The following is a 21815-nucleotide window of genomic DNA, read 5'->3' as shown; positions in this document are numbered from 1 at the left end:
TCGTGGCTGGATCCAACGAGACATCGCGTGGCAAGGGTGCCGAGAGCCCGGCTGATCCGCTGAAGCGGTCGATCACCGGCTGCATGCGGGCGATCGCGGGCGACCCCGAGCTCGAGGTGAGCTTCGCGGCCGATCGGCCGCTCCTGTCCGGCCACAAGGCGCGTCTCCCCGATCCGCCGCGCAAGATGACGGCGAACGACATCGCCGTGACCCGCGGGCTCGGCGATTCGATCGCGTTGCGGCTCGCCTGCCACGACACGGCGATCCATCGTGCCAACATGCCCGAGGGGCGAAACGCCCGGTCGGTCTATGACGCGGTCGAGCAGGCCCGGGTCGAGGCCCTGGGTTCGCTGAGGATGGGCGGCGTCGCGGAGAATCTCGATGCGATGCTCGAGGACCGCTACCATCGCGGCAACTACCACGAGATCACCGACCAGGCCGACGCGCCGCTGGAGGACGCGGTGGCGATGATCGTTCGCGAGCGGCTGACCGGAAAGCCGCCGCCGGAATCGAGCCGCAAGGTCGTCGACCTCTGGCGCGACTGGATCGAGGAGCGGGCCGGCGACGATCTCGAAAGGCTCGACGCCGCGCTGGACGACCAGGGGCGCTTCGCGCTCGCCCTCCGCGACCTGATCGCCTCGCTCGACATGGCCGACGAGCTCGGCGGCGAGAGCGGCGACGACGACGGCGACGAGGGTGACGCCGGCGAGCCGGAGGAGAATGACGGCGCCGCCGATGCGAGCGAGGCCGCCGAGGCCGCGAGCCCTGAAAACGTCGAGGCCGCGGCCGAGGATGCCGAGGCCGGCGAAGGTGAATCGGCCGAGGCCGAAACCGAGGAGATGATCGAGGATAGCGAGCTGTCCGATGCGCGCGAGGCGGGCGAATCGCGTCGCGCCGAGGCGCCTTTCTCGAACATGCCGCCGACCTCCGACTATCGCGCCTTCACCACCCGCTACGACGAGACCATCAAGGCGGAGGAGCTTTGCGACACCGCCGAGCTCGACCGCCTGCGCGCCTATCTCGACAAGCAGCTCGTCAATCTCCAGGGCGCCGTCGCGCGCCTCGCCAACCGCCTTCAAAGACGATTGATGGCGCAGCAGAACCGCGCCTGGGAATTCGACCTCGAAGAGGGCCTGATCGACGCCGCGCGCCTGTCGCGCGTCGTCACCGACCCGATGCATCCGCTTTCCTTCAAGGCCGAGCGCGACACCGAATTCCGCGACACCGTGGTGACGCTGCTGCTTGACAATTCCGGGTCGATGCGCGGGCGGCCGATCACCGTCGCGGCGACCTGCGCCGACATCCTCGCCCGTACGCTCGAGCGCTGCGGCGTCAAGGTCGAGATTCTCGGCTTCACCACCCGCGCCTGGAAAGGCGGCCAGTCCCGCGAGGCGTGGCTGCAGGCGGGCAAGCCCGCCAATCCGGGCCGGCTCAACGACCTTCGTCACATCGTCTACAAGGGCGCCGACGCGCCCTGGCGCCGCTCACGGCGGAATCTCGGCCTGATGATGCGCGAGGGGCTGCTGAAGGAGAATATCGACGGCGAGGCGCTCGCCTGGGCGCATGCGCGGCTGATCGGGCGGCCCGAGCAGCGCAAGGTCCTGATGATGATCTCGGACGGGGCGCCGGTCGACGACTCGACGCTTTCCGTCAACCCCGGCAACTATCTCGAGCGTCACCTGCGCCACGTCATCGAGGAGATCGAGACCCGTTCGCCGGTCGAATTGATCGCCATCGGCATCGGCCACGACGTCACCCGCTACTACCGGCGCGCGGTGACGATCGTCGATGCCGAGGAACTGGCCGGCGCAATGACCGACAAGCTCGCCGAGCTGTTCAGCGAGGAGGGCGTATCGGCGCCGCGGCCGGCGCGCACCAGAAGGCGCGCCCTGCTGCAATGAGCCGGCGGCACGGGGTCGACCGCCGTTCGTTGCTTTCCGGCGGCTTTCTTTGCCTGGCGCTGCCGGTTCTTGCCCGCGCGGCGTCTCCCGGTTTCCAGCCGATCGCGCTCCACGCCAGGCCGATCGAGACCTTCCTCCCGTCGCTGCCGAAGCAGGTCTTCGGCCCCCTGCAATTCCGCGGCGGGCTGGAGCTCTCCTCCCCGGACCGCCGCTTCGGCTCGCTCTCGGGACTGGACTTCGCCTCCGACGGCACGCTCTACGCCGTTTCCGATCGTGGACGCTGGTTCGCGGCGCGACCGGTCACGACCGACGGGCGCCTGACCGGACTCGAGGACGGGCGCGTCGCGCCGATGCTCAACAACGCCGGCATTCCGCTCTCCGGCAAGGCCTGGGGCGACGCCGAAGGTTTTCGCATCGACAAAGACGGCTCGCACGACGTGGCTTACGTCACCTTCGAGGGCGTCAACGACATGCGCCGGTTCGATGGTCCCGACTTCGCGATCTCGGCGTCGCATCCTGTCGATCTGCCGGGCGCCGTTCGCTCGCTCCCCCGTAATACCGGGCTTGAAGCGCTGGCGATCGCGCCGGCCTCAGGCCCCCTCGGCGGGGCCTTCGTGGTGATCGCGGAGGAACCGCCGCGCGGCAGCGACGATCACCGCGGCTGGATCGTCGGCGGGCCGAAGGCGGGATCGTTCGAGATATCGGGCGACAGCGATTACGGGATCACCGACGCCGCCTTCCTGCCCGACGGCGACCTGCTGATCCTCGAGCGCGCGCTGAGCTTCCCTTTCGGCTTCACGATGCGGATCCGCAGGATCGCCGGCGAGGAATTGGCGAGCGGCGCTGTGGTCGCCGCGGAAACCCTGGTCGCGGCGGATCTCCGCTTCCAGATCGACAACATGGAAGGCCTCGCCGTCCATGTGAACGAGCAAGGCGAGACCATCATCGCCATCGTATCGGACGACAACGGCAGCCCGCTGCAGCGGACCCTGCTGCTCTACTTCGCGCTGATCGGATGAACCGCGCCGGTGCGCCGGTTCGGGCCGAAATCCCTCAGGAGGCCTGCGCCTGCTCGGCGGCGACGCGCTTCTCGACCTGCCGCTTGATGCGACGGGCGTGAAGCGACAGCTCGCTGTCGCGCGAAGCCAGCAGGAACTTGTCGAGCCCGCCGCGATGCTCGACCGAGCGCAGGGCCTTGGAGCTGATCTTGAGCCGCACCCTCTGGCCGAGTGCGTCGCTCATCAGCGTCACCTGGTTGAGATTGGGCAAGAACCGCCGGCGCGTCTTGTTGTTCGCGTGGCTGACATTGTTGCCGGTCTGGACCGCTTTACCGGTCAACTCACAGCGGCGCGCCATGGGATACGTCCTTTTGTCTTCGCGAGCGCGCCCCGCCCATTCGGCAAGGCAGCGACTGAAATCCTGATGGAAGGCGGCATCCTATAGTCAGCCGTCGCGCGAGCGTCAAGCAGGGATAGGCGCGTGACCCTCGTGGTCAATTCCCTTATTAAGGGAGACGGCGAATCATTAACCGTCCGCGCTCACGGTGCGGCGATGGGACTGCCGGCCTGGCCGGCTGATGTGGCATCATCATGCCAATGAGCGGCCAAATTCGAACAGGCGGTATCGGTACCCGGCTTTCTGCGGTCGCGGCCCTGTTTTCCCTCACCCTCTTTCCAACAGGCCTCAGCGCGCTCGAAACCACCACGCTGAAGGCGACCTATGCCATCGCCATCGGCACCGCCGTCGTCGGCCACGCCAATGTCGAAAGCCGTTTCGCCGGCGATTCCTATGCGGCGACGATCACCGGCTCGACCGGCGGCGTGTCGCGTCTCGTCTCCGACGCGCGGGCGCGGCTTTCCGGCTCCGGCCATATCTCCGGCACCAAGGTCCTGCCCGCGACGTTCAATCAGGAAACCATGGAGCGCGGTTTCGGCACCTATGTCAGCATGGCCATGAAGGGCGGAAAGATCACCAATCTCGTCGCGGTGCCGAGCCTTTCCGCCGCCCCCGACCGGGTTCCGGTGACGCCGCGCCACAAGACCGGCATCGTCGATCCGCTCGGCGCCTTCATCGTGCCGGTCGCCCATGGCGGCCCGGTTTCCGGACGCGCCACCTGCGACCGCACCATCAATATCTTCGACGGCTGGACGCGGTTCGACGTGCGGCTCTTCTACAAGCAGACCAAGGCGGTCGATGGCGGGGACGGCAAATATGCCGGCAGGATCATCGTCTGCGGGGCCCATTATGTCCCGGTTGCCGGCCATCGTTCGCACGCCGATTCCCTCAATGACCTCCTCGACGACAACCGCCTCGAGGTCTGGCTGGCGCCGGTGGAGAAGAAGAACCTGCTCGTCCCCTATCGCATCCTGATCGGCACCAGGCTTGGCGACGTCATCGTCTATGCGACACGCTTCACGACGGACGCGACGGAAGAGCGGGCGTCCGCCGAGTAGGCTCTTGTCCCCGCTATCCACAGAGGCCCGGATCTCGCTTGACACGTTTTCGCCACATTTGAGCGTGTGCCGACTCGCTTTCTTGGGCCGATGCGCCAGAATTTGTGCATTATCCCTGTTTCACCTAGATATTGGGGCGAGTCCCGGGACCGCGCGCACATGTCGTAGGGAACGGAGCGGGAAACATCTGGAGTCAGCGATTCGGGCCGGTTTTGTTCCAGTCTCGTTCCACCGACGAGGGTTTTCCGCGAAATTCCGCAGCAAAACCGTTGCGTCTCCGTGCTACATCGGCTCAGGGCAGCGGCCGGTCGACGGCCGCTTTTGAGTGAACGGAGCCCCTGAAGACGGCATGAGTTTCCAGTCGAATTCGAACGGCGCGTCCCATGGCGGAAAGCTGGTTGCCGTCCTCGGCCCGACCAACACCGGCAAGACCCACCTCGCCATCGAGCGGATGCTCGGCCACGAGAGTGGCCTGATCGGCCTTCCGCTGCGTCTCCTCGCCGCCGAGGTCTATGGCCGCGTCGCCCAACGGGTCGGCCCGGACAAGGTCGCGCTGATCACCGGCGAGGAGAAAGTCATCCCGCCGGACGCGAAATACCGTGTCTGCACCGTCGAGGCGATGCCCAACGATACCGACGCGGCGTTTCTCGCCGTCGACGAGATCCAGCTTGCCGGCGACCTCGAGCGGGGTCACGTCTTCACCGACCGCATCCTGCACCTGCGCGGGCGCGAGGAAACGCTGCTCCTCGGCGCCGCCACCATGCGCGGCATCGTCGAGCGGCTGTTCCCTGATGCCAATATCGTCACCCGGCCGCGCATGTCGGTGCTCAGCTATTCGGGCCAGAAGAAGATCACCCGGCTGCCGAGCCGCGCCGCGGTCGTCGCCTTCTCCGCCGACGAGGTCTATGCGATCGCCGAGCTGATCCGCCGCCAGCGCGGTGGCGCGGCGGTGGTCCTCGGCTCGCTGAGCCCGCGGGCGCGGAACGCCCAGGTCGAGCTCTTCCAGTCCGGCGACGTCGATTTCCTCGTCGCCACCGACGCGATCGGCATGGGCCTCAATCTCGACGTCGAGCATGTCGCCTTCGCCGCCGACCGCAAGTTCGACGGCTTTCAGTTCCGCCGCCTGACCGCCTCGGAATTCGGCCAGATCGCCGGACGCGCCGGGCGCCACATGCGCGACGGCAGCTTCGGGGTCACCGGACGCGTCGACCCCTTCCCCGACGAACTGGTCGCCGCCCTGGAATGCCACGAATTCGATCCGGTCAAGACCGTGCAATGGCGGAGTCGCGATCTCGACTTCTCCTCCCTCGTCGCCCTCAAGGCGAGCCTCGACCAGGCGCCGCCGGATGGCGCGCTCACCAAGGCGCCGCCGACCGTCGACGTCACGGTGCTCGAAGCGGTCAGCCGAAGCCCGGAGATACGCGACGCCGCGACGTCGCCGGCCGATGTCTCGATGCTCTGGGACGTCTGCCAGATCCCCGACTACCGCAAGATCGCACCGGCCAATCACGCCGAGCTGGTGACGACGATCTTCGGATTCCTCGCCCGCGACGGCCGGATTGCCGACGACTGGTTCGCCCGCCAGGTCGCCTTCGCCGATCGCGATGACGGCGACATCGATACCCTCGCCAACCGCGTCGCGCATATCCGCACCTGGACCTTCGCCGCCAATCGCCCTCACTGGCTCGCTGATCCCGGCCATTGGCAGGAGCGCACGCGCGCGATAGAGGATCGTCTGTCCGACGCGCTGCACGAGCGGCTGACCGCCCGTTTCGTCGATCGCCGGACAAGCGTGCTGCTGAGGCGACTGAAAGAGAAGGCGATGCTCGAAGCGGAGATCACGTCCGGTGGCGACGTGCTGGTCGAGGGCCAGCATATCGGCACGCTGTCCGGCTTCCGGTTTGCCCCGGACGCCGGAGCGGACGGCCCCGACGCCAAGGCGCTGCGCGCGACCGCGGCCAAGTCGCTCGCCGGCGAGATCGCCAGGCGCGCCGAACAGGTCGCCGCCGCCGGCAATGCCGATTTCGCGCTGGCGACCGACGGCACCCTGCGCTGGCAGGGCGCGGCGATCGCCCGCCTGGCCGAAAGCGACGACGCGCTTCGCCCCCGTCTGATCCTGCTCGCCGACGATGCCCTGGCGCCCGCCTCGCGTGAGCTCGTGCAGACCCGCATCGACCTCTGGCTCGCCACCCGGGCCGGCGAGTTGCTGAAACCGCTCTTCGACCTCCGCGACGCGGAGAATCTTGCGCCCGCGGCGCGCGGCATCGCCTTCCGGCTGGCGGAGAATTTCGGCACCATCGATCGATCGGAGATCGCCGAGGAGGTCCGCGGCCTCGATCAGGACGCCCGCGCCGGAATGCGCGCCCTGGGCGTGCGCTTCGGAGCGCATCACATCTACGTGCCGGCGCTGCTGAAGCCGGCGCCAAGCGCCCTGCTCGCAACGTTCTGGGTCCTCAGGCATGGCGGCTTCGACGAGGTCGGCGGGTTGACCACCCTCGCCGCCACCGGCCGCACCAGCGTTCCCGTCGATCCCGCCATCCCGGCGGCTCTCTACCGCGTCGTCGGCTATCGCGTCGCCGGCAACATGGCGATCCGCATCGATATCCTCGAACGGCTGGCCGACCTGATCCGGCCGCTGATCGCCTGGCGGCCGACGACGGATCGGCCGGAGCCGCCCGAAGGCGCCGTTCCCGGCAACGGCTTCACCGTCACGGTCGCGATGACGTCGCTGCTCGGCTGCTCCGGCGAGGATTTTTCCTCGGTCCTCCGCGCCCTTGGCTACCGGATGGAACGCAAGCCGAAGCCGGCTGAACCACCGGCGGCCGGCGACGCCGCCACGTCTGGCGGCGATACCGGGGACGCACCTGCCGGGGACGCCGAGCCGCCGGAGGAAACAGCAGTCGCGGCCGATGGTCCGATTGAAACGGTCGTGCCGGACGAAGCTGCCGGATCGACGGCCCCCGATGGCGGCGCCGACCAGCCCGTGGCCGTGACGGAGGAGGCAGCGCCCGTGGCACCGGCGGAAGCCGCGCCAGCGGTGGCCGCCGAGGGCGCCGGGATCCCGGCTACCGAGACCGCCGGCACGGCCCCGGTCGAAGCCGCCGGGCCGGACGAGCCGGCGTTTGTCGAGATCTGGCGGCCGCAGCGCTCGGGCCGCCCCGCCGGCCGCCACGGCAGGCCCGACCGCCAGGCGCGGACAAGGCCCGGCGGCGCGACGAGGCCGGACGATCGCGCCGCGCAGGCGGCGAAAGCCGATGGCGGCGACAACGGGCAGAAGAATCGCCAGCGCAAGCCGCGAGGCGGCGACCGGAAGGCCGAGGGCCATCGCGGCGGCAAGCCGAGGCAGCCCGCCGCCAGCCGCCAGCCGCGCGAAAAGACCGCTGATCCGAATTCGCCCTTCGCGGCGCTCGCCGCGCTGAAGGCGCAATTGGAATCGCGGGACCAGGACGGCTAGGCGGAGCGCCGGCGGTGGCGGCCGGAGCGGGTCGGCGCATCGACAAGTGGCTCTGGTATGTCCGCCTCGCGAGGACCCGGACTGCGGCGCAGAAGCTGGCAATTTCCGGCAGCGTAAGGGTCAACAGCGAAAAGAACACCAGCGCCAGCCGCACGATCCGGATCGGTGACGTCCTGACGGTCGGGCTCGGATCCGGGGTGCGGGTGCTTCGCGTCGTCGGCCTCGGCGAACGGCGCGGCCCGGCGAGCGAGGCCCGCCTCCTCTACGAGGACCTTACCCTGCCCGAGCCGCCGCGCGACCGGTCCGAGGCGCGGAGGATCGGCCCGCGACCGACGAAGCGGGACCGGCGCAAGCTCGACAGCCTGCTCTCGGTCGCGCCGGTTGACGACGATTTTCCTCCGACCGCCGATTGAGCGGAATGTCGCCGCTGCCCCGCGCCTTGAGGCCGCATCGCCATTTCTTGCGCGCCCCCGCCAAACCGGATACCCAATCCACGAAAAATCACGATCTCCCGCCTGACGTCCCGCCAATCGAGGAATCCCGGTGACCTATATCGTCAACGACAATTGCATCCGCTGCAAATACACGGATTGCGTCGAAGTCTGCCCCGTCGATTGCTTCTACGAGGGAGAGAACATGCTGGTCATCCATCCCGACGAATGCATCGATTGTGGCGTCTGCGAACCCGAATGCCCGGTTGACGCGATCAAGCCGGACACCGAACCGGGAGTGGAAAAGTGGTTGTCGGTCAACGCGGATTACGCGTCGAAGTGGCCGAACATCACCGCGCGCCATGACGCGCCGGCCGACGCCAAGGAGTTCGAGGGCGTCGAGGGCAAGTTCGAGAAATACTTCTCGCCCGAGCCCGGCGAAGGAGATTGAGCCGAACGCATCCCCGGCGATCCCCTTTGTTGCGCATCGCAGCATTCATTTGGGTCGAAAATGTCTAATTGCCCGGATTGATTTACCGTGGCTGCGGTAAACCATTGAAATTTCCGGATTTTGTGCTATATTGCCCTCATTGTTGGAGTAATCAGGCGCTTTGCGCGCAAAACGCGCGCCTTGTTTGCGTTGACCAATCCCCAGCGGTCGGCTGTTTGACCGGCGTGCTTCGCCGGAAGGGATCGTGTCGCCGCTAAGGCGGTTGCAGGATTGTCCGCGCTGGTGCCGAGTGGAGGCGTGAGTAACATGTCGACGACCAAGTCCAAGGCGAAAAAGGGCAGTCCATCGGGTCAGGCCGCGGCAACCGCGAGGAAACCGGCCGGGTCGTCGCGATCGTCCAAGGCGGCCGCGCCGAAGCGCTCGGCGTCCGCGGCGCGAAAGGCAACGACGGCGAAGCCTGCCGGCAAGACCACGGCCAGGCCCGCCGCGAAGAAGACAGCGGCCACGAAGACGGTCGCGAAGAAGACCGCCGCGAAAAAGACCACCGCCCCGGCCGCTGCCCGCAAGGGCGCGACGGGCAAGGCCAGGGCGCCGGCGAAGGCGGCTCCCAAGGCCGCATCTTCCGCCAGGACCAAGGCGCCGAAGCCCGCGGCCAGGCCGGCCACGGCAAAAAAGGTCGCCGCTGCCAAGGGCGGCAAGCCTGCGGTGAAGGCGGCAAAGCCCCCGGTGGCGGCTAGGAAATCCTCGGCGAAACCCGCCGCCAGGGCGGCCACGGCCAAGACCGTGGCGGCGAAGAAGATCAAGGCTCCGCCGGCAAGGCCGGTCGTAGCAGCCGCTGTCACGAAGCCGGCGCCGGCAGCGCCGGCGGCTGACAGCAAAGCAGTTCCCGCAAAAGCGCGCCTCCCCGCGCAGAATGGAGTTGAAACCAGCATGCCTGTGAAGAAGCCAACCGCGCGTTCCGAGTTCAAGACCGGAGAGCATATTGTTTATCCGGCACATGGCGTTGGCCGTATCGTGGGCATCGACACCCAGGAGGTCGCGGGCATCAAGCTCGACCTCTTCGTCATCAGCTTCATCAAGGACAAGATGACACTGCGTGTTCCGGTGCCGAAGGCGACCTCGGTCGGCATGCGCAAGCTTGCCGACGCCGCCACCGTCAAGAAGTCGCTCGAAACCGTGCGCGGTCGCGCCCGGATCAAGCGGACGATGTGGAGCCGCCGCGCCCAGGAATACGAAGCCAAGATCAATTCGGGTGATCTGATCGCCATCGCCGAGGTGGTCCGCGACCTCTACCGGTCCGAGAGCCAGCCCGAGCAGTCCTACAGCGAACGCCAGCTCTACGAAGCGGCGCTCGACCGCATGGCTCGCGAGATTTCCTCGGTCAGTCGCATCTCGGAGACCGAGGCGATCCGCCAGATCGAGCAGAACCTTGCCAAGAGCCCGCGCCGCGGCGCGAAGCCCGAAGGCGAGGCCGAGGAAGCACAGGACAAGGCGGCCTGATCGCCGCTTTTTCCGCCGTTTTTCCATTCGGGCGTCGGCCGGCCGGTCGGCGCCCGAATGCTATTTCCTGAACCGCAAAAAGGGCTTGCCCCCCATCACGGCATTGTGTGACCGGCATCGCCTGCAAGCCGCTAAGCTTCCCTCGACTCATTGGCACGTCGCGCGGAAGAGACATTTCGATGGGCAGGGCAGCCGGATCGCAGGACTTCGTCAGGGCGGCGATGCGCGCGCCGTATCTGGAGCGCGAGGAAGAGCATGAGCTCGCGGTCCAGTGGCGGGAAGCGAAGGACCAGGCCGCGCTTCACCGCCTGACCCAGGCCCATATGCGCCTCGTCATCGCCATCGCGGCGCGGTTCCGCAATTTCGGCCTGCCGATGAGCGACATGATCCAGGAGGGCCATGTCGGCCTCCTGGAAGCGGCGGCGCGGTTCGAGCCGGAGCGCGAGGTTCGTTTCTCCACCTACGCCACTTGGTGGATCCGCGCCTCGATCCAGGACTACATCCTGCGCAACTGGTCGATCGTCCGCGGCGGAACCTCCTCGTCGCAGAAGGCGCTGTTCTTCAATCTCCGCCGGCTGCGGGCGCGGCTGTCCCAGTCGGCCGATCCGCGACCGCGCCAGTTGATCTTCGCCGAGATCGCCAGCGCCGTCGGTGTCTCGAAGAACGATGTCGAAGTGATGGATTCCCGCCTGTCGGGACCGGATACGTCGCTCAACGCGCCGCTTGGCGAAGCCGATGGCGGAACCTCGGACCGCCAGGATTTCCTCGTCGACAGCGTGCCGCTGCCCGACGAGACGGTGAGCGACACCATCGACACCGAACGGCGGATGGAGTGGCTGCGGTCCGCCCTGACCGTGCTGAACGAGCGGGAATTGCGGATCGTCAGCGAACGGCGGCTGCAGGACGATGGCGCGACGCTGGAATCCCTGGGCGAAAGCCTCGGCATATCCAAGGAGCGTGTGCGCCAGATCGAGAACCGGGCGCTGGAAAAGCTGAGGACGGCGCTGCTGCGCGAGAATCCCGACCGCGCCACCTTCATATAGATCGGGACACGCCTCCGGCGCGGGCTGCTCCGCCCGTCGGTCAGTCGGTGACGACCTTGACGCGTGTGCCGGCAGGAACCGGCGCACCGGGGTCGAAGTCGTTGAGCACCCGGAAAAGCTCCTGCGGCCGGTTCACGCCGCGCATCTGCGCGGCGAGCGTCGCCTGTGTGTCTCCGGGCCGCGCCTTGACGATCTTGATGCTGAGCGGCCGAAGCCTGGCAAGCGCCTGCTGGTCGAGCTTCTGGAAGCTCGACACCGTCAGCGACGCGGCGTGGTCCAGCCCCTTCGTCGCTTCCTCGTTCGCGAAGATGAAGCGGTAGGTCGCGCCGGTCGGGGCCTGGACGATGGCGATGCGGAACTCCCATCCCTTGGCGCTGGCATTGGCCGAGGCGGCCGGCATGCCGTTGACCGAGAATCGCCTGATCGAGGATTCGTCGAGCCCGTTCACCCAGCCGGACGCGAGGTACTGGCCGAGATCCGCCCCTTTGACGAGCGCGACAGCATCGAAGCGGAGCGCTGTGCCGTCCGCGCCGGTGGCGAGCACCGCGTCGCTGGTATTGTCGATGACGAAGCCGTCGGGAACCGAGAAGCCGACGCCGAGCGTCGGATGGATGAAGGTGCGGTCGCGCACATAGCCCTGGCTCGGATCGTCGCCGTAGACGACGCCGTCGATACCCGCGAGATAGCGGTCACGGTCGCGGTCGCCGATACCGGGCGCGCCGAACTGCCGTGCCGCCTTGGTCGCGAATTCGACCCGTTGCGGCGTCGACGGGTGCGAGGCGAGGAAATCAGGGGCCTTTTCCAGCGTCGGGCCGGAGGCCGAGCGGTAATTCGCGTAAGCCGCCATCGTCGCGAGGAAGCGCGCCGCGGCGAAGGGATCGTAGCCCGCCCGGCCGATCGTCTTGACCCCCATCGCGTCGGCCTCGAGCTCCTGCTGGCGCGAGAAGCTCGCCAGCGAACGCTGGCTGGAAGCGAGCGCGAGGCGGCCGTCGTCGTCCTCGAGCACGTCGGTGACGACCCGGCTGACGATGACGGCGTTACGGGCCTTGTTCTGGCGTTCGATCGCGTGGTTGGCGGTGACATGCGCCATCTCATGCGCCAGCACCGCGGCGACCTCGGAGGAATCGTTGGCGAGCGTCAGGAGCCCACGGGTCACGTAGAGATAGCCGCCCGGCAGGGCGAAGGCGTTGATCGCCGGCGCGTTGAGGATGGTGATCCGGTAGGGCTGGTCGGGCTGGTCGGACGCGGCGACGATCCGCCCGACGATCCGCGCGACGTTCTGCTCGAGCTTGGCGTCGTGATAGATGCCGCCATAGGCGGCGACGATGCGGGCATGTTCCTCGGGCCCGGACGACACGTCCTTGCCGACGATCGCGGCATTGGGCCCGATGCTGCCGGCATTCATCAGCGAATTGCAGCCGGCCAGCAGCGCAGCGGCAAGCATCAGCCCGCAAGCCGTTGCGAGCCGCTTCCGACGCTCCCGAACGCCGCGAGACACTGATCCCGCCACCAACGCCATTACCTGCCGTCCAAAACCTCCAGCACGACCGGATCATCGATCCGGATCGCCGGACCGCCGCTTTCCTCGATCACGCCGCGCACCCGAACATACCGGCCCTTCAGGGAATCCGACGGAATTCCGGCATTGGCAAGGCGCTCGGCGACCGGCGCGGGTATCATGGCCGTGAAATCGCGGCGATAGTTCCGGCCGAAATCCAGAAATACCATATACGACCCGTGCCCGACCGACTGCACCCGCCCTTCAACGACTTCATATAAGCCGCTTCGTTGCGAAAGCGAAGGATCATCGGCCCTCCGGGGGCCCGACCTTCTGTCCGACCAGACCCCGAGTCCCGCCGCCCGCGCTTGTCTTTCCGCCTCCAGAAGGGCCACGACGCAGGCCCTCTCCCCCGCGACCGGATGGACACGCGCCCAGCCGAGCCCGACAAGCGCCTCCTGCAGCCAGGTTCCGTCGGGAAGGAATACCTGGGCATGTCGGCGGCCGTAGCGATCGGCCGCGGGGCCGACCGGCACGAGCCCGAGTTCCCGCCCGGCAATCCGCGATTCGAGCGCGCCGCGAGCCGCGGTGGCCTGAAAGGAATCGCCAAATCCCGGCGAGCCGGCCGCCTCGATCCCCGCGAGCTTGAGGACCCCGCCACCCTCCAGCGCGATGGTGTCGCCATCGATCGCCTCGACCGCGGCCAGCCTCTCGGTCGGCAACGACGGACATCCCTCCGCCGCGAGGGCCGATACCGGCGCCATCGCGCCCGCGACGAGCAGCCCGGCCAGGCCGAGGCCCCGGGCCCGCCGCCCGGTCCGTCGCTTGATGCCACACCCCGCCACCTGCTCCGCCACCGGCGTGTCCGCTCCCCCTGCTACCCCTGTCCCCGCGCTCCCGCCGCCGGAACCTGGCGTGTTGTCGCCACCGGCCCGGCAAGCTATTACACTGCGGATGATACAGGACCGGCGCTATCCGGTCCTCGCTTGGTGGGGCCCCGTAGCTCAGCAGGATAGAGCATCAGATTCCTAATCTGAGGGTCACAGGTTCGAATCCTGTCGGGGTCACCAGTTTTTCGGATCAGCCGGAGCTGCGCCTGGAAGCGACCGCCAGGACCTTCTGGACGAAGCTCGACGATTCGGGTCGCGCTTGTTCAGGCGGTATCGGAAGGGAGGCTCTCCGGAAGGAGATGCTGGTAAAGCTTGTTGGCCCGGGTCAGGTGATTGCGCATCGCCTCTTCGGCGGCATCGGCGTCACGTGCCTTGACCGCGTCGAAAATCGATGCGTGCTCGGACAGGGTCAGCTGCTCGGCGCCCGGAAGTCGAACGAGTTCGAGGTGGAACTCGGCGAGCCACCCGATCAGCGCCTCGCTCAGATGCGGGAAGATCGAGTTGCCGGTCATGGCGGCGATCTCGCGATGAAACAGCATGTCGTGGTGCAAGAACGTACCGAGGTTGTCGAGGGATCCCGAGTGCTCCTTCAGGCGTTGTTCCAGCACCATGATCTGTTCGTCCGTTGCGCGTTCGACGGCAAGGCGCACCATCTGCGATTCAAACAGGAGCCGCGCCTCCTTCAGGTCATCGAGGCTCTCGCTGCTGTGTCTCAAAATGCCCTTGGTGGTGAGCGACACGGTCTGTATCAGGTTCGAGAAGCTTGGCGCCGCGACACTCGCCCTTTCGCCCTGTGTCAGGGTGACCAGGCCGATATTGGCCATGTTCTGCAGCGCCTCGCGGACGGCCGGCCGGCCAACGCCATAGCGTTCCATGAGCGCGCGCTCCGACGGTAGCCTGTCGCCGGGGCGCAGGCCGCCCTCCTTGATGAGGGAGATCAGACGCTCCATCACCTCCTGATAGAGGCGTCGCTTCTCGATCTGTTCGGGTGCGCGCTGTTTCACACGTGCCTTCGATTCGAAACCTGTTCGGCTTCATATTGCGAGTTGCCGCCCAATTGGCAAACGGCCCGGTCAGAAGCAATCCCGCGGCCCAGGTACTGGATGCGCTTCCCCCGTTGGATCCCTCGCTCAGACTGATTTCCGCTCGGCATCCTACAATGGACGGATCGTTCGTTTCATCTTCGCCAGGACCTGCTTCTCGCGCATGCCGTCAACGAGGACCGCGATGAAGATGATAACGCCCTGAATGATTGGCTGCAGATACAGGTTGACGCCTGTGAAAACCAGGCCGAGCTTTACCGTTTGGATGAGTGTCGCGCCGATCACCGCCCCGAAGGCGGAGCCGATGCCACCGAACAGGCTCGCGCCGCCGAGCACGGCGGCGGCGATCACGTCGAATTCGGCCCCTTCGCCGAAAGCGGCATCGAGTCGGCCGATCTGGGCGATCAGCATGAAGCCCGAAAGCGCCGCACAGGCCGAGCAGATGATGTAGACCCGCGCCTGGATCCAGCCAACCTTGAGCCCCGCCTTCCGCGCGCCTTCCGGAGAATTGCCGAACGCATATACCTGGCGGCCGAATTCCGTATGCGCCAGGACAAGATGCGCCACCAATGCGACGGCCGTGAAGACGATGATCGGCGTCGGAATGCCGAACACACCGGAAAGGCCGAAGGCGCGGATTTCATCCGGAAAGTCGAACTGCTGCGAGCTCGTCAGCCAGGTACCGAACCCGCGAAAGAGAAAGAGCGTCGCCAGTGTCGTGATGAACGGGATGACACGCAGGCGAACGATCAGAATGGCGTTGATCGAGCCGAGGACCACGCCGGTCAGGACAGCGGCAACCACGGCGACCGGCACCGGCATGCCGAGGTCGCGCATCACATAGCCTGCCATCAGCGGCGCGAGGAACATGACCGAGCCGACGGACAGGTCGATGCCGGCGGTCAGAAGCACGAAAGTCATTCCGACGGCGGCGATGCCGGTAAACGACGCCTGCTTGACGATGTTGACGAGGCTTTCCGGGGTCAGGAATGACGGCGCCTGGATGCCGTAGTAGATCAGCACGCCGGCGAAGATCAGATAGGTGGCGTTGCGGAAGACGAAATCGCTGATCTTGTCCATCGACCGGGTCACGCGATCACCTCGCGGAATGCCATTGAAAGGATGGTCTCGCGATCGAACTCGTCGCGACCGACCTCGCCGACCACCTCGCCGCGATTCATCACGACGATGCGATCCGCCATGCCGAGCAGCTCTTCGAGCTCGGAGGAAATCATCAGAATACCGCCGCCGGTGGCCGCGATCCGGTCGATCAGCGTGTAGATCTCGTATTTGGCGCCGACATCGACTCCGCGAGTCGGTTCATCGAGGATGAAGAGCTTCGGCGACTGCATCTGCCATTTTCCGATCACGACCTTCTGCTGGTTGCCGCCCGACAGGGCCTTGGCCGGCTGGCGGGCGATGTTGCCCGCCTTTATCGAAAGGTTGTCCTTCATCGCCTCGGTTTCTTCCGCCACCCGTTCGCGATCGACCAGCATGAAGGGCTTTTTGCCAAACCGGTCGATCGATACCAGGGCGAGATTCTCGGCGATCGGCGCCTCGAGCATGAGTCCCTCCGCGCGCCTGTCTTCGGTGACGAAGGCGAGCCCGGCGGCGATGCGCTCGCGCGGACCGCCGGCGAGCGGCTTGCCATCGATCTCGATCTCGCCGGTCTCGTGCGGATCAAGGCCGAAGATGACCCGCGCCAATTCGCTGCGGCCGGCGCCCATGAGGCCGAATAATCCAAGAATCTCACCTCGATTCACCGCGATGGAGACATCCTGCAGAACGCCCGGCTGCGACAGGGATCGGGCGGACAGGATGGCGCTGGTCGTCGGCGTGTTGCTGCGTTCCGGGAATTGGCCGCCAAGGTCGCGTCCGATCATCGAGCGGATCATGCGCGCGATGGAGAAATCGCTCGCTGGCCCCTGGTCGACCAACTTGCCGTCACGAAGGACCGCGACGTCGTCCGACAGCTTCTTCACGTCGCTCAGGATGTGGGAGATGTAGACGATGGAACGCCCCTCCCCCCGCAGTGTGGCGATGGTTTCGAAGAGCCGCTCCGTTTCGCGCGGGGTCAGCGAGGTCGTCGGCTCGTCGAAGATGACGAGCTCGGCCTCGTTGTGAAGCGCGCGGGCAATCTCGACGAGCTGACGCTCGCCGGGCGACAGGTGGCCGACATTCACCGACGGCTCGACGTCGAGGGCCAGCCGTCCGAGGATATGTCGGGTGCGCTCGTTGATCGTCGCCCAATCGATCATCCCGAATTTTCGCGGAAAACCATCTATGTAGAGGTTCTCCGCTACGGTCAGGTTGGTGAAAAGATTGAGTTCCTGATGGATGAAGGCGATGCCCGCCTCGCTCGCATCGGCGGCCGATTTCGGCTCGTAATCCGCGCCCTTCCATCGCATCCGGCCGCTCGTCGGCTCAACGATCCCGCCGATCATGTTCATGAGCGTCGACTTGCCGGCGCCATTCTGCCCGATCACCCCGAGGAGCGAATTCTCACGCATCGCCAGGGTCAGATCGGAGACCGCCGGCACGCCGAACCAGCTTTTCGACAGCCCCTCGAACGCCAGCAGGTCGCCCATCACGTCAACTCCCGGGTCAGCCGGGTTCGCAGCACGTCGAGAAGGGCCGCGGCGAGAATGACCGCGCCCTTGACCATGTCGACCTGGAAGGCGGACAGGTTCATCAGGTTGAGCGTATTCGACAGGAGCACGAAGAACAGCACGCCGAAGAAGGTCCAGATGATCTTCGCCTTGCCGCCGAAGAGGCTCGTGCCGCCGATCACGGTTGCGCCGATCACGTCGAGAAGGAAGGTGCCGGCGCCCAGCGTCGGACGGCCCGCCTCCAGCCGGGCCGAGTAGAGGATCGAGCCGATCGCCGCGCAGACGGCGGAGATGACGAAGACCGCGACGATCACCCGCCGCACCGGGATGCCCGAGACCTCGGCGTTGCGCTTGTTGGAACCGACGGCAACGACCTGGCGCCCGAACACGGTCCGGTTCAGGAGATAGTGAGCCGCGACGGCGACCGCCACGGCGATGACCATCGGATAGGTCACGAAGGAATAGATGATCTTGCGGGGGATTTTGCTTTCGTCCTGCGCCCCGAAATAGACCGACACGAGATCGCCCTTGCCGAGGGTGACGAAGGCATCCGGCAGGTTGCTGATGTTTTCGGAAAGCGAAAGATAGATCGCCACGGCGCCGATGACGATCATGGTCACCAGCGTCACCATGAAGGCCGGCATGCCGAAGACGGCCACGGACACCCCGTTCAGCAGGCCGATCAGGATCGCGACAAGCATCATGATGGCGATGGCAACGGCGATGCCGCCGATGCTGCCGGCGAGAATCCCGCCCTGCTCGCCAATGAAGACACCCCAGATCGGCGCGTTCGAAAGCACGGCCGCGTTGCCGGTGACGGCGATCAGCATCGCACCTATCACCGACGTCACGGCGATGACGGCGCCCTGGCTGAGATCGATCCCGGCGGTGGCCAGGATGAAGGTCTGTCCGGTCGCGACCACCAGCAGCGGCCACAGGTTTGAAAGGACGTTGGAAATATTGGCCGGATTGAGGAGCGTCGGAAGGAACGGCGCCAGGATGGCGACATAGGCCAGCGACAGGTAGAGGACGAAATAGTCCGAGAGAAACAGTCTCGACGCCCATTTCCGGGATGGGCTGGAGGCGGCTGACGGCATTTGCGGGCTCCGCAGGCCCATCGGGCAGGCAGCGATCGGCCTGCCCGATGGTTGCTCTCGTCGGGGAACGTTACTTGCCAGCGAGAAGGACGCAGCCCCACATCTTCATTTCATCAGTGCCGAGGTTGGCCTGCGTCAGCGCGAAGCCGGGATCCTGCACGACTTCATTCGGCTGGGCCTCGCCGCCATCGATGGCCGCCAGGATGGCCTTCAGCGACGCATCCGCCTCGAAGTAGAGGTCCTGGACGCCGGTGGCATCGACGTAGCCGTCCTTGATCAGCTGGCAGGCGGTCTTGTCACCGTCGAGCCCGGCCATCATCACGTGCCCGTCCTCGCCCGGCTTTTTCCAGAGGCCGCGCGGCTCGAAGACCGAACGGATGGTCGGGAACAGGAAGTCGGAGGACGTGAAGAGGAGGTCCACCTCCGGGTTCGCGGTCACCGCCGCCTCCAGGTTGGCGAGCGCCGTGGCGGCATCCCACTTCGACGCGACCTCGACGACGTTGAAGCGATCCTTGTGCTTGTCGATCGCCGCATAGAAGCCGTCCTTGCGGCCCACGGCGTTGGGGTCGCCCAGGTCGCCGACGATGATGATCGCGTTCAGCGTCTTGTCGGCGGGAGCCTTGGCCAGAGCTTCCTCGACGATGTAGTCGACCGCCTGCTCGGCGATGGTCTTGTTGTCGGCGACGACGACGATGCCCTTGGAGGTGTCGGTGGGCGGCCGGTTGAACACGGCGATCGGCACGTCGGCCGACTGAGCCTCCTTGACGATGGTCACTGCGCTCTCGCCATCCTGCGGGATGACGATGATGCCGTCGACGCCCTGGGCGATACAATCCTTGATCTGCTCGAGCTGCTTGTTGGCATCCTCGTTTGCGTTCCGCTCCAGGACGGTATGGCCCTGGTCGGCAAGCGTCGTGGTGATCGCCTTGTGACCGGCGACCCAGAATTCCGTCTCCAGATCCTGGAAGGCGAAGCAGATCGTCGCCGCGTTGGCCGAGGTACCGGCCACGATTCCGCCAAGGGCGATCAGCGAGGCAGTTACGGTGGATGTCAGCGATCTCATGGTCTTCCTCCCATCATTTGCTGGTGTGGTGGTCGGGAGCGGTCGCTCCCATCAAGGTCCGGGCAACCCGAAACCAGGATTTGCATCTCGCCCCGCGGCGCTCGGCATCCCTTCGTTTCGGCGCGCTTCATCGCGGCGCCGGCTGGTTGATTCCTTGGCGAGGCGGCGGCACCACGGCCTCGCCGGCTCGCAAGGACCCGATGGCGAACGTCACGCCGAGACCGCGGGCGGCAGCGATTTCCGTACCGCCGATCCCGGCCCGGGCATCCATGTGATCCTCAGCGAGGAAACCGCATCCGATCAGGGCGCCGCGACAGGTCATCGACCGGCCCGCCCGCACCGAGCCCGGATCGCGGGCGCCGCCCTACTTGGCATTGACGATCAGCTCCGCCGCCTCGCGCACGACCGCGGGCGAAAGCGCATCGCGCCAGCCTTCGCGCATGATCTTCGACTTGCCGAATCTCAGCAGGCGCAGCGCGGCATCGGATGGAACCTTCGGCGAATAGCCGAACCACATTGCGATCTCGACATTGAGATGGCCGATCAGGAAGTCATGCGCGGCCTGCCGGGGGATGCCGTATTTGGTCTCGCATTCGTCGACCGCCTCGCACATGACGTCGACCATGCACATGGCGAGCATCTCGGAGAGGCCGGGCTCCAGAATCGCCAGCTGTTCGGTCGTCACGCGATGCGTGGTCGTGACCGGTGACCACATGGCCTCGCAAATCTCTGCACCGACGGCGTAATGCGCTTCCGGCCCCTGCATCAGCGCGCACACGATCGCCTGTTTGGCGACGCCGCCGTGATAGTCGCGGCGCGCGTCCCATTCGGTCTCGTCGTTATAGAGCGGCGGGTGGCAGGGATGGCCGACGAAATACGTCAGGTCCGGGCGGTTCTTGGGAAGGTCATCCGCGTAGGGCGCCGCCGCATCGAGGATGAGGAGCATCGTGCCGGCCGGCAGCTTCGGCTCGATCTCGGCCGCGACCTTGCCGATGATGTTGTCGGGCAGGGCCAGCACGACGACCTCGGCCCTGTCGAGACCGGCATCGATGCCCACCGGCTCGATGCCGCCGTCGGTGAGACGCTTCTTGCCTGCTTCGCCGATCTCGATCGCCCGCAGGTCGTAGCCGGCATCGAACAGCTTCTTGGCGACGCGGAAGCCCATTTTTCCGCCCGCCCCGAATACGGCAACCGAACGCGTCATTTGCTCCCCCCGCATCGCCCAGCCGGTTGTCTGCTCCGGCTTGATCTTCGGATAGCATACTCAGTATACCATCATAACATCAACGATGTCATGGAGAAGTCTGGTGTCGAAAGGCGTCGGGAACGGCGACCGCGAGGCGTCGCCCCAGATATCCGTATCGACCGTCGTGACCGACGGCGCCTCGTTCCGACGGGGCCTTGAGATGATCGCGCAAGCCGGCGCGACGGCGGTCGAACCCGCATACATCGACGGCTATATGCCGTTCGACGAGACCACGTTCTCCGAGAGGAACGGCAACGCGCTGGCAGCCGCGGCCGCCGATGCCGGCCTGGCTCTTCGGGCGCTGTCCGCGCATATGGATCTTGGTCGTGCCGAGAGCGCCGGGAAGCTCCTGCGCCGCCTCGATTTCGCCGCGGCGGCCGGCGCTTCGATCCTGATTTCCAACGCCACGACCTTGGAGCGGCGAGCAACGTTTGAGGCCCTGCTCGGCGGGGTGCTGGACGCCTTCGCCTCCACAGGTGTTACGCTTGCAATCGAGAACCCCGGCCACGGAGCCGATGCCCTGTTGCCGGCCGGACAGGAATCCGCCCGAATCGTGGCGGCGATCGCCCATCCCAATCTTCGACTGAACTACGACATCGGCAATGCGCTCACCTACGGCGGCCGCAAGACCGACGCGCTGGACGACCTGAAGGCGGCGTTGCCATTCAGCGCGCATATTCATCTGAAGGATGTGCGCGAGTCGGGCGCTGACTGGGTCTATTGTCCGATCGGAGAGGGTGTAGTGAATTACAACGATGAGGTCTTCGGCGCGATCCGCGAGGCCGGCATTCCGGTCGGGATCGAGCATCCGATCCGGCTTAGGCGACCAGGGCGGGGAGACCCCGTGCGGCAGGCCAGGGCGCCTTCGAGCAGCGAGGTCGTCGCCGCCGTGCGGCGCAGCCTCGGTTTCGTCCGCACGCACCTGGCCAGGCCCGACATCCAGGTGTCGTCACCGGACGGGCCGTCCCGGCAATAGGCGCGCTTCAGGACGTGGCGGCCGGAGGAGCCTTCTGGCACGCCCCCCATTTCGCGGGACGGGCGACGACGCCACCCCGTCGTGGAACGCGACGCGGGATGGCACCGTGATGGCCGCCGGCACGATCCGCACCGCCCGAACGCTCCCGGAGGACCGCGTC

General features: G+C 66.5%; 19 protein-coding genes and 1 tRNA gene. 10 read left to right on the top strand and 10 right to left on the bottom strand.

Annotated elements, in window-relative coordinates; genetic code table 11:
* The first annotated feature begins 2 nt into the window (after nucleotides 1–2).
* The gene (gene cobT / locus KDJ86_RS07370; RefSeq protein ID WP_291744466.1) at nucleotides 3–1901 is read left to right on the top strand and encodes a cobaltochelatase subunit CobT; all 1899 of its coding nucleotides are present in this window, start codon (nucleotides 3–5) and stop codon (nucleotides 1899–1901) included.
* Nucleotides 1898–2920: an esterase-like activity of phytase family protein gene (locus KDJ86_RS07365; protein WP_291744464.1), complete on the top strand. Its 1023-nt coding sequence runs from the start codon at nucleotides 1898–1900 to the stop codon at nucleotides 2918–2920. The genes cobT and KDJ86_RS07365 overlap by 4 nt, the downstream gene beginning before the upstream one ends.
* Before the next feature lie 34 nt (nucleotides 2921–2954).
* Here the strand turns inward: KDJ86_RS07365 and rpmB are convergent, their stop codons facing one another.
* Nucleotides 2955–3257 (bottom strand): 50S ribosomal protein L28, encoded by a 303-nt coding sequence (rpmB, locus tag KDJ86_RS07360; RefSeq protein WP_291744462.1) that lies wholly within the window; start codon nucleotides 3255–3257, stop codon nucleotides 2955–2957.
* A gap of 239 nt (nucleotides 3258–3496) precedes the next feature.
* On the opposite strand from rpmB, the gene KDJ86_RS07355 reads away from it, so the two are divergent.
* The 4 genes from KDJ86_RS07355 to fdxA all read left to right on the top strand — a co-directional run bounded on the left by KDJ86_RS07355 (nucleotide 3497) and on the right by fdxA (nucleotide 8690).
* A complete protein-coding gene (locus KDJ86_RS07355; RefSeq protein WP_291744460.1) occupies nucleotides 3497–4354 on the top strand; it encodes a DUF3108 domain-containing protein in 858 nt (285 codons plus the stop codon).
* Nucleotides 4355–4703: 349 nt separating this feature from the next.
* Nucleotides 4704–7808: a helicase-related protein gene (locus KDJ86_RS07350; protein WP_291744458.1), complete on the top strand. Its 3105-nt coding sequence runs from the start codon at nucleotides 4704–4706 to the stop codon at nucleotides 7806–7808.
* Nucleotides 7809–7822: 14 nt separating this feature from the next.
* On the top strand, nucleotides 7823–8221 hold the full coding sequence (locus KDJ86_RS07345; RefSeq protein ID WP_291744457.1) for an RNA-binding S4 domain-containing protein: 399 nt from the start codon (nucleotides 7823–7825) through the stop codon (nucleotides 8219–8221).
* A 130-nt stretch (nucleotides 8222–8351) separates the two neighbouring features.
* Nucleotides 8352–8690, top strand: a complete 339-nt coding sequence (gene fdxA / locus KDJ86_RS07340) for a ferredoxin FdxA (protein ID WP_291744455.1) — start codon at nucleotides 8352–8354, stop codon at nucleotides 8688–8690.
* A 350-nt stretch (nucleotides 8691–9040) separates the two neighbouring features.
* Here fdxA and KDJ86_RS20580 read toward each other — a convergent pair whose 3' ends face one another.
* Nucleotides 9041–9568 carry a hypothetical protein gene (locus KDJ86_RS20580; RefSeq protein ID WP_367116769.1) on the bottom strand — a complete coding sequence of 176 codons (528 nt, stop codon included), beginning with the start codon at nucleotides 9566–9568 and terminating at the stop codon, nucleotides 9041–9043.
* 52 nt (nucleotides 9569–9620) lie between these two features.
* Here KDJ86_RS20580 and KDJ86_RS20575 point away from each other — a divergent pair, with 52 nt between their 5' ends.
* Nucleotides 9621–10190, top strand: a complete 570-nt coding sequence (locus KDJ86_RS20575) for a CarD family transcriptional regulator (RefSeq protein WP_367116768.1) — start codon at nucleotides 9621–9623, stop codon at nucleotides 10188–10190.
* 179 nt (nucleotides 10191–10369) lie between these two features.
* On the top strand, nucleotides 10370–11233 hold the full coding sequence (locus tag KDJ86_RS07330; RefSeq protein ID WP_291744451.1) for an RNA polymerase factor sigma-32: 864 nt from the start codon (nucleotides 10370–10372) through the stop codon (nucleotides 11231–11233).
* A gap of 40 nt (nucleotides 11234–11273) precedes the next feature.
* Here KDJ86_RS07330 and KDJ86_RS07325 read toward each other — a convergent pair whose 3' ends face one another.
* Complete coding sequence (locus KDJ86_RS07325; RefSeq protein WP_291744449.1) at nucleotides 11274–12677, bottom strand: M48 family metalloprotease; 1404 nt, start codon at nucleotides 12675–12677, stop codon at nucleotides 11274–11276.
* Nucleotides 12678–12751: 74 nt separating this feature from the next.
* Nucleotides 12752–13588 (bottom strand): thermonuclease family protein, encoded by an 837-nt coding sequence (locus tag KDJ86_RS07320; RefSeq protein ID WP_291744447.1) that lies wholly within the window; start codon nucleotides 13586–13588, stop codon nucleotides 12752–12754.
* 136 nt (nucleotides 13589–13724) lie between these two features.
* Between KDJ86_RS07320 and KDJ86_RS07315 the strand changes: the two genes are divergently transcribed.
* Nucleotides 13725–13801: transfer RNA gene (locus KDJ86_RS07315), tRNA-Arg, on the top strand.
* A gap of 83 nt (nucleotides 13802–13884) precedes the next feature.
* Here the strand turns inward: KDJ86_RS07315 and nanR are convergent.
* The 6 genes from nanR to KDJ86_RS07285 form a co-directional block, all read right to left on the bottom strand.
* A complete protein-coding gene (gene nanR / locus KDJ86_RS07310) occupies nucleotides 13885–14625 on the bottom strand; it encodes a transcriptional regulator NanR (RefSeq protein ID WP_291744445.1) in 741 nt (246 codons plus the stop codon).
* A 150-nt stretch (nucleotides 14626–14775) separates the two neighbouring features.
* Nucleotides 14776–15756, bottom strand: coding sequence for an ABC transporter permease (locus KDJ86_RS07305; protein ID WP_291744443.1), 981 nt, complete (start codon nucleotides 15754–15756; stop codon nucleotides 14776–14778).
* Nucleotides 15753–17252 (bottom strand): sugar ABC transporter ATP-binding protein, encoded by a 1500-nt coding sequence (locus KDJ86_RS07300; RefSeq protein ID WP_291744442.1) that lies wholly within the window; start codon nucleotides 17250–17252, stop codon nucleotides 15753–15755. Before KDJ86_RS07300 ends, KDJ86_RS07305 begins: the two co-directional genes overlap by 4 nt.
* A complete protein-coding gene (locus KDJ86_RS07295; RefSeq protein WP_291744440.1) occupies nucleotides 17252–18370 on the bottom strand; it encodes an ABC transporter permease in 1119 nt (372 codons plus the stop codon). The genes KDJ86_RS07300 and KDJ86_RS07295 overlap by 1 nt, the downstream gene beginning before the upstream one ends.
* Nucleotides 18371–18440: 70 nt before the next feature.
* On the bottom strand, nucleotides 18441–19433 hold the full coding sequence (locus tag KDJ86_RS07290) for a sugar ABC transporter substrate-binding protein (protein ID WP_291744438.1): 993 nt from the start codon (nucleotides 19431–19433) through the stop codon (nucleotides 18441–18443).
* A 364-nt stretch (nucleotides 19434–19797) separates the two neighbouring features.
* A complete protein-coding gene (locus KDJ86_RS07285) occupies nucleotides 19798–20637 on the bottom strand; it encodes a phosphogluconate dehydrogenase C-terminal domain-containing protein (protein WP_291744436.1) in 840 nt (279 codons plus the stop codon).
* Between the two features lie 103 nt (nucleotides 20638–20740).
* Between KDJ86_RS07285 and KDJ86_RS07280 the strand changes: the two genes are divergently transcribed.
* Nucleotides 20741–21655 (top strand): sugar phosphate isomerase/epimerase family protein, encoded by a 915-nt coding sequence (locus KDJ86_RS07280; RefSeq protein WP_291744434.1) that lies wholly within the window; start codon nucleotides 20741–20743, stop codon nucleotides 21653–21655.
* The last annotated feature ends 160 nt before the right edge of the window (nucleotides 21656–21815 follow it).

The organism is Bauldia sp. (genome assembly GCF_020442045.1).
Lineage (GTDB): Bacteria > Pseudomonadota > Alphaproteobacteria > Rhizobiales > Kaistiaceae > Bauldia.
This window is presented reverse-complemented; position numbering and strand designations above follow the sequence as displayed.

What these genes read in the sequence shown, in the direction of transcription:
- KDJ86_RS07365 (WP_291744464.1), top strand. Translation starts at nt 1,898, where the DNA reads ATGAGCCGGCGGCACGGGGTCGACCGCCGTTCGTTGCTTTCCGGCGGC.
- rpmB (WP_291744462.1), bottom strand. Translation starts at nt 3,257, where the DNA reads ATGGCGCGCCGCTGTGAGTTGACCGGTAAAGCGGTCCAGACCGGCAAC.
- KDJ86_RS07355 (WP_291744460.1), top strand. Translation starts at nt 3,497, where the DNA reads ATGAGCGGCCAAATTCGAACAGGCGGTATCGGTACCCGGCTTTCTGCG.
- KDJ86_RS07350 (WP_291744458.1), top strand. Translation starts at nt 4,704, where the DNA reads ATGAGTTTCCAGTCGAATTCGAACGGCGCGTCCCATGGCGGAAAGCTG.
- KDJ86_RS20575 (WP_367116768.1), top strand. Translation starts at nt 9,621, where the DNA reads ATGCCTGTGAAGAAGCCAACCGCGCGTTCCGAGTTCAAGACCGGAGAG.
- KDJ86_RS07330 (WP_291744451.1), top strand. Translation starts at nt 10,370, where the DNA reads ATGGGCAGGGCAGCCGGATCGCAGGACTTCGTCAGGGCGGCGATGCGC.
- KDJ86_RS07325 (WP_291744449.1), bottom strand. Translation starts at nt 12,677, where the DNA reads ATGCTTGCCGCTGCGCTGCTGGCCGGCTGCAATTCGCTGATGAATGCC.
- KDJ86_RS07300 (WP_291744442.1), bottom strand. Translation starts at nt 17,252, where the DNA reads ATGGGCGACCTGCTGGCGTTCGAGGGGCTGTCGAAAAGCTGGTTCGGC.
- KDJ86_RS07295 (WP_291744440.1), bottom strand. Translation starts at nt 18,370, where the DNA reads ATGCCGTCAGCCGCCTCCAGCCCATCCCGGAAATGGGCGTCGAGACTG.
- KDJ86_RS07290 (WP_291744438.1), bottom strand. Translation starts at nt 19,433, where the DNA reads ATGAGATCGCTGACATCCACCGTAACTGCCTCGCTGATCGCCCTTGGC.
- KDJ86_RS07285 (WP_291744436.1), bottom strand. Translation starts at nt 20,637, where the DNA reads ATGACGCGTTCGGTTGCCGTATTCGGGGCGGGCGGAAAAATGGGCTTC.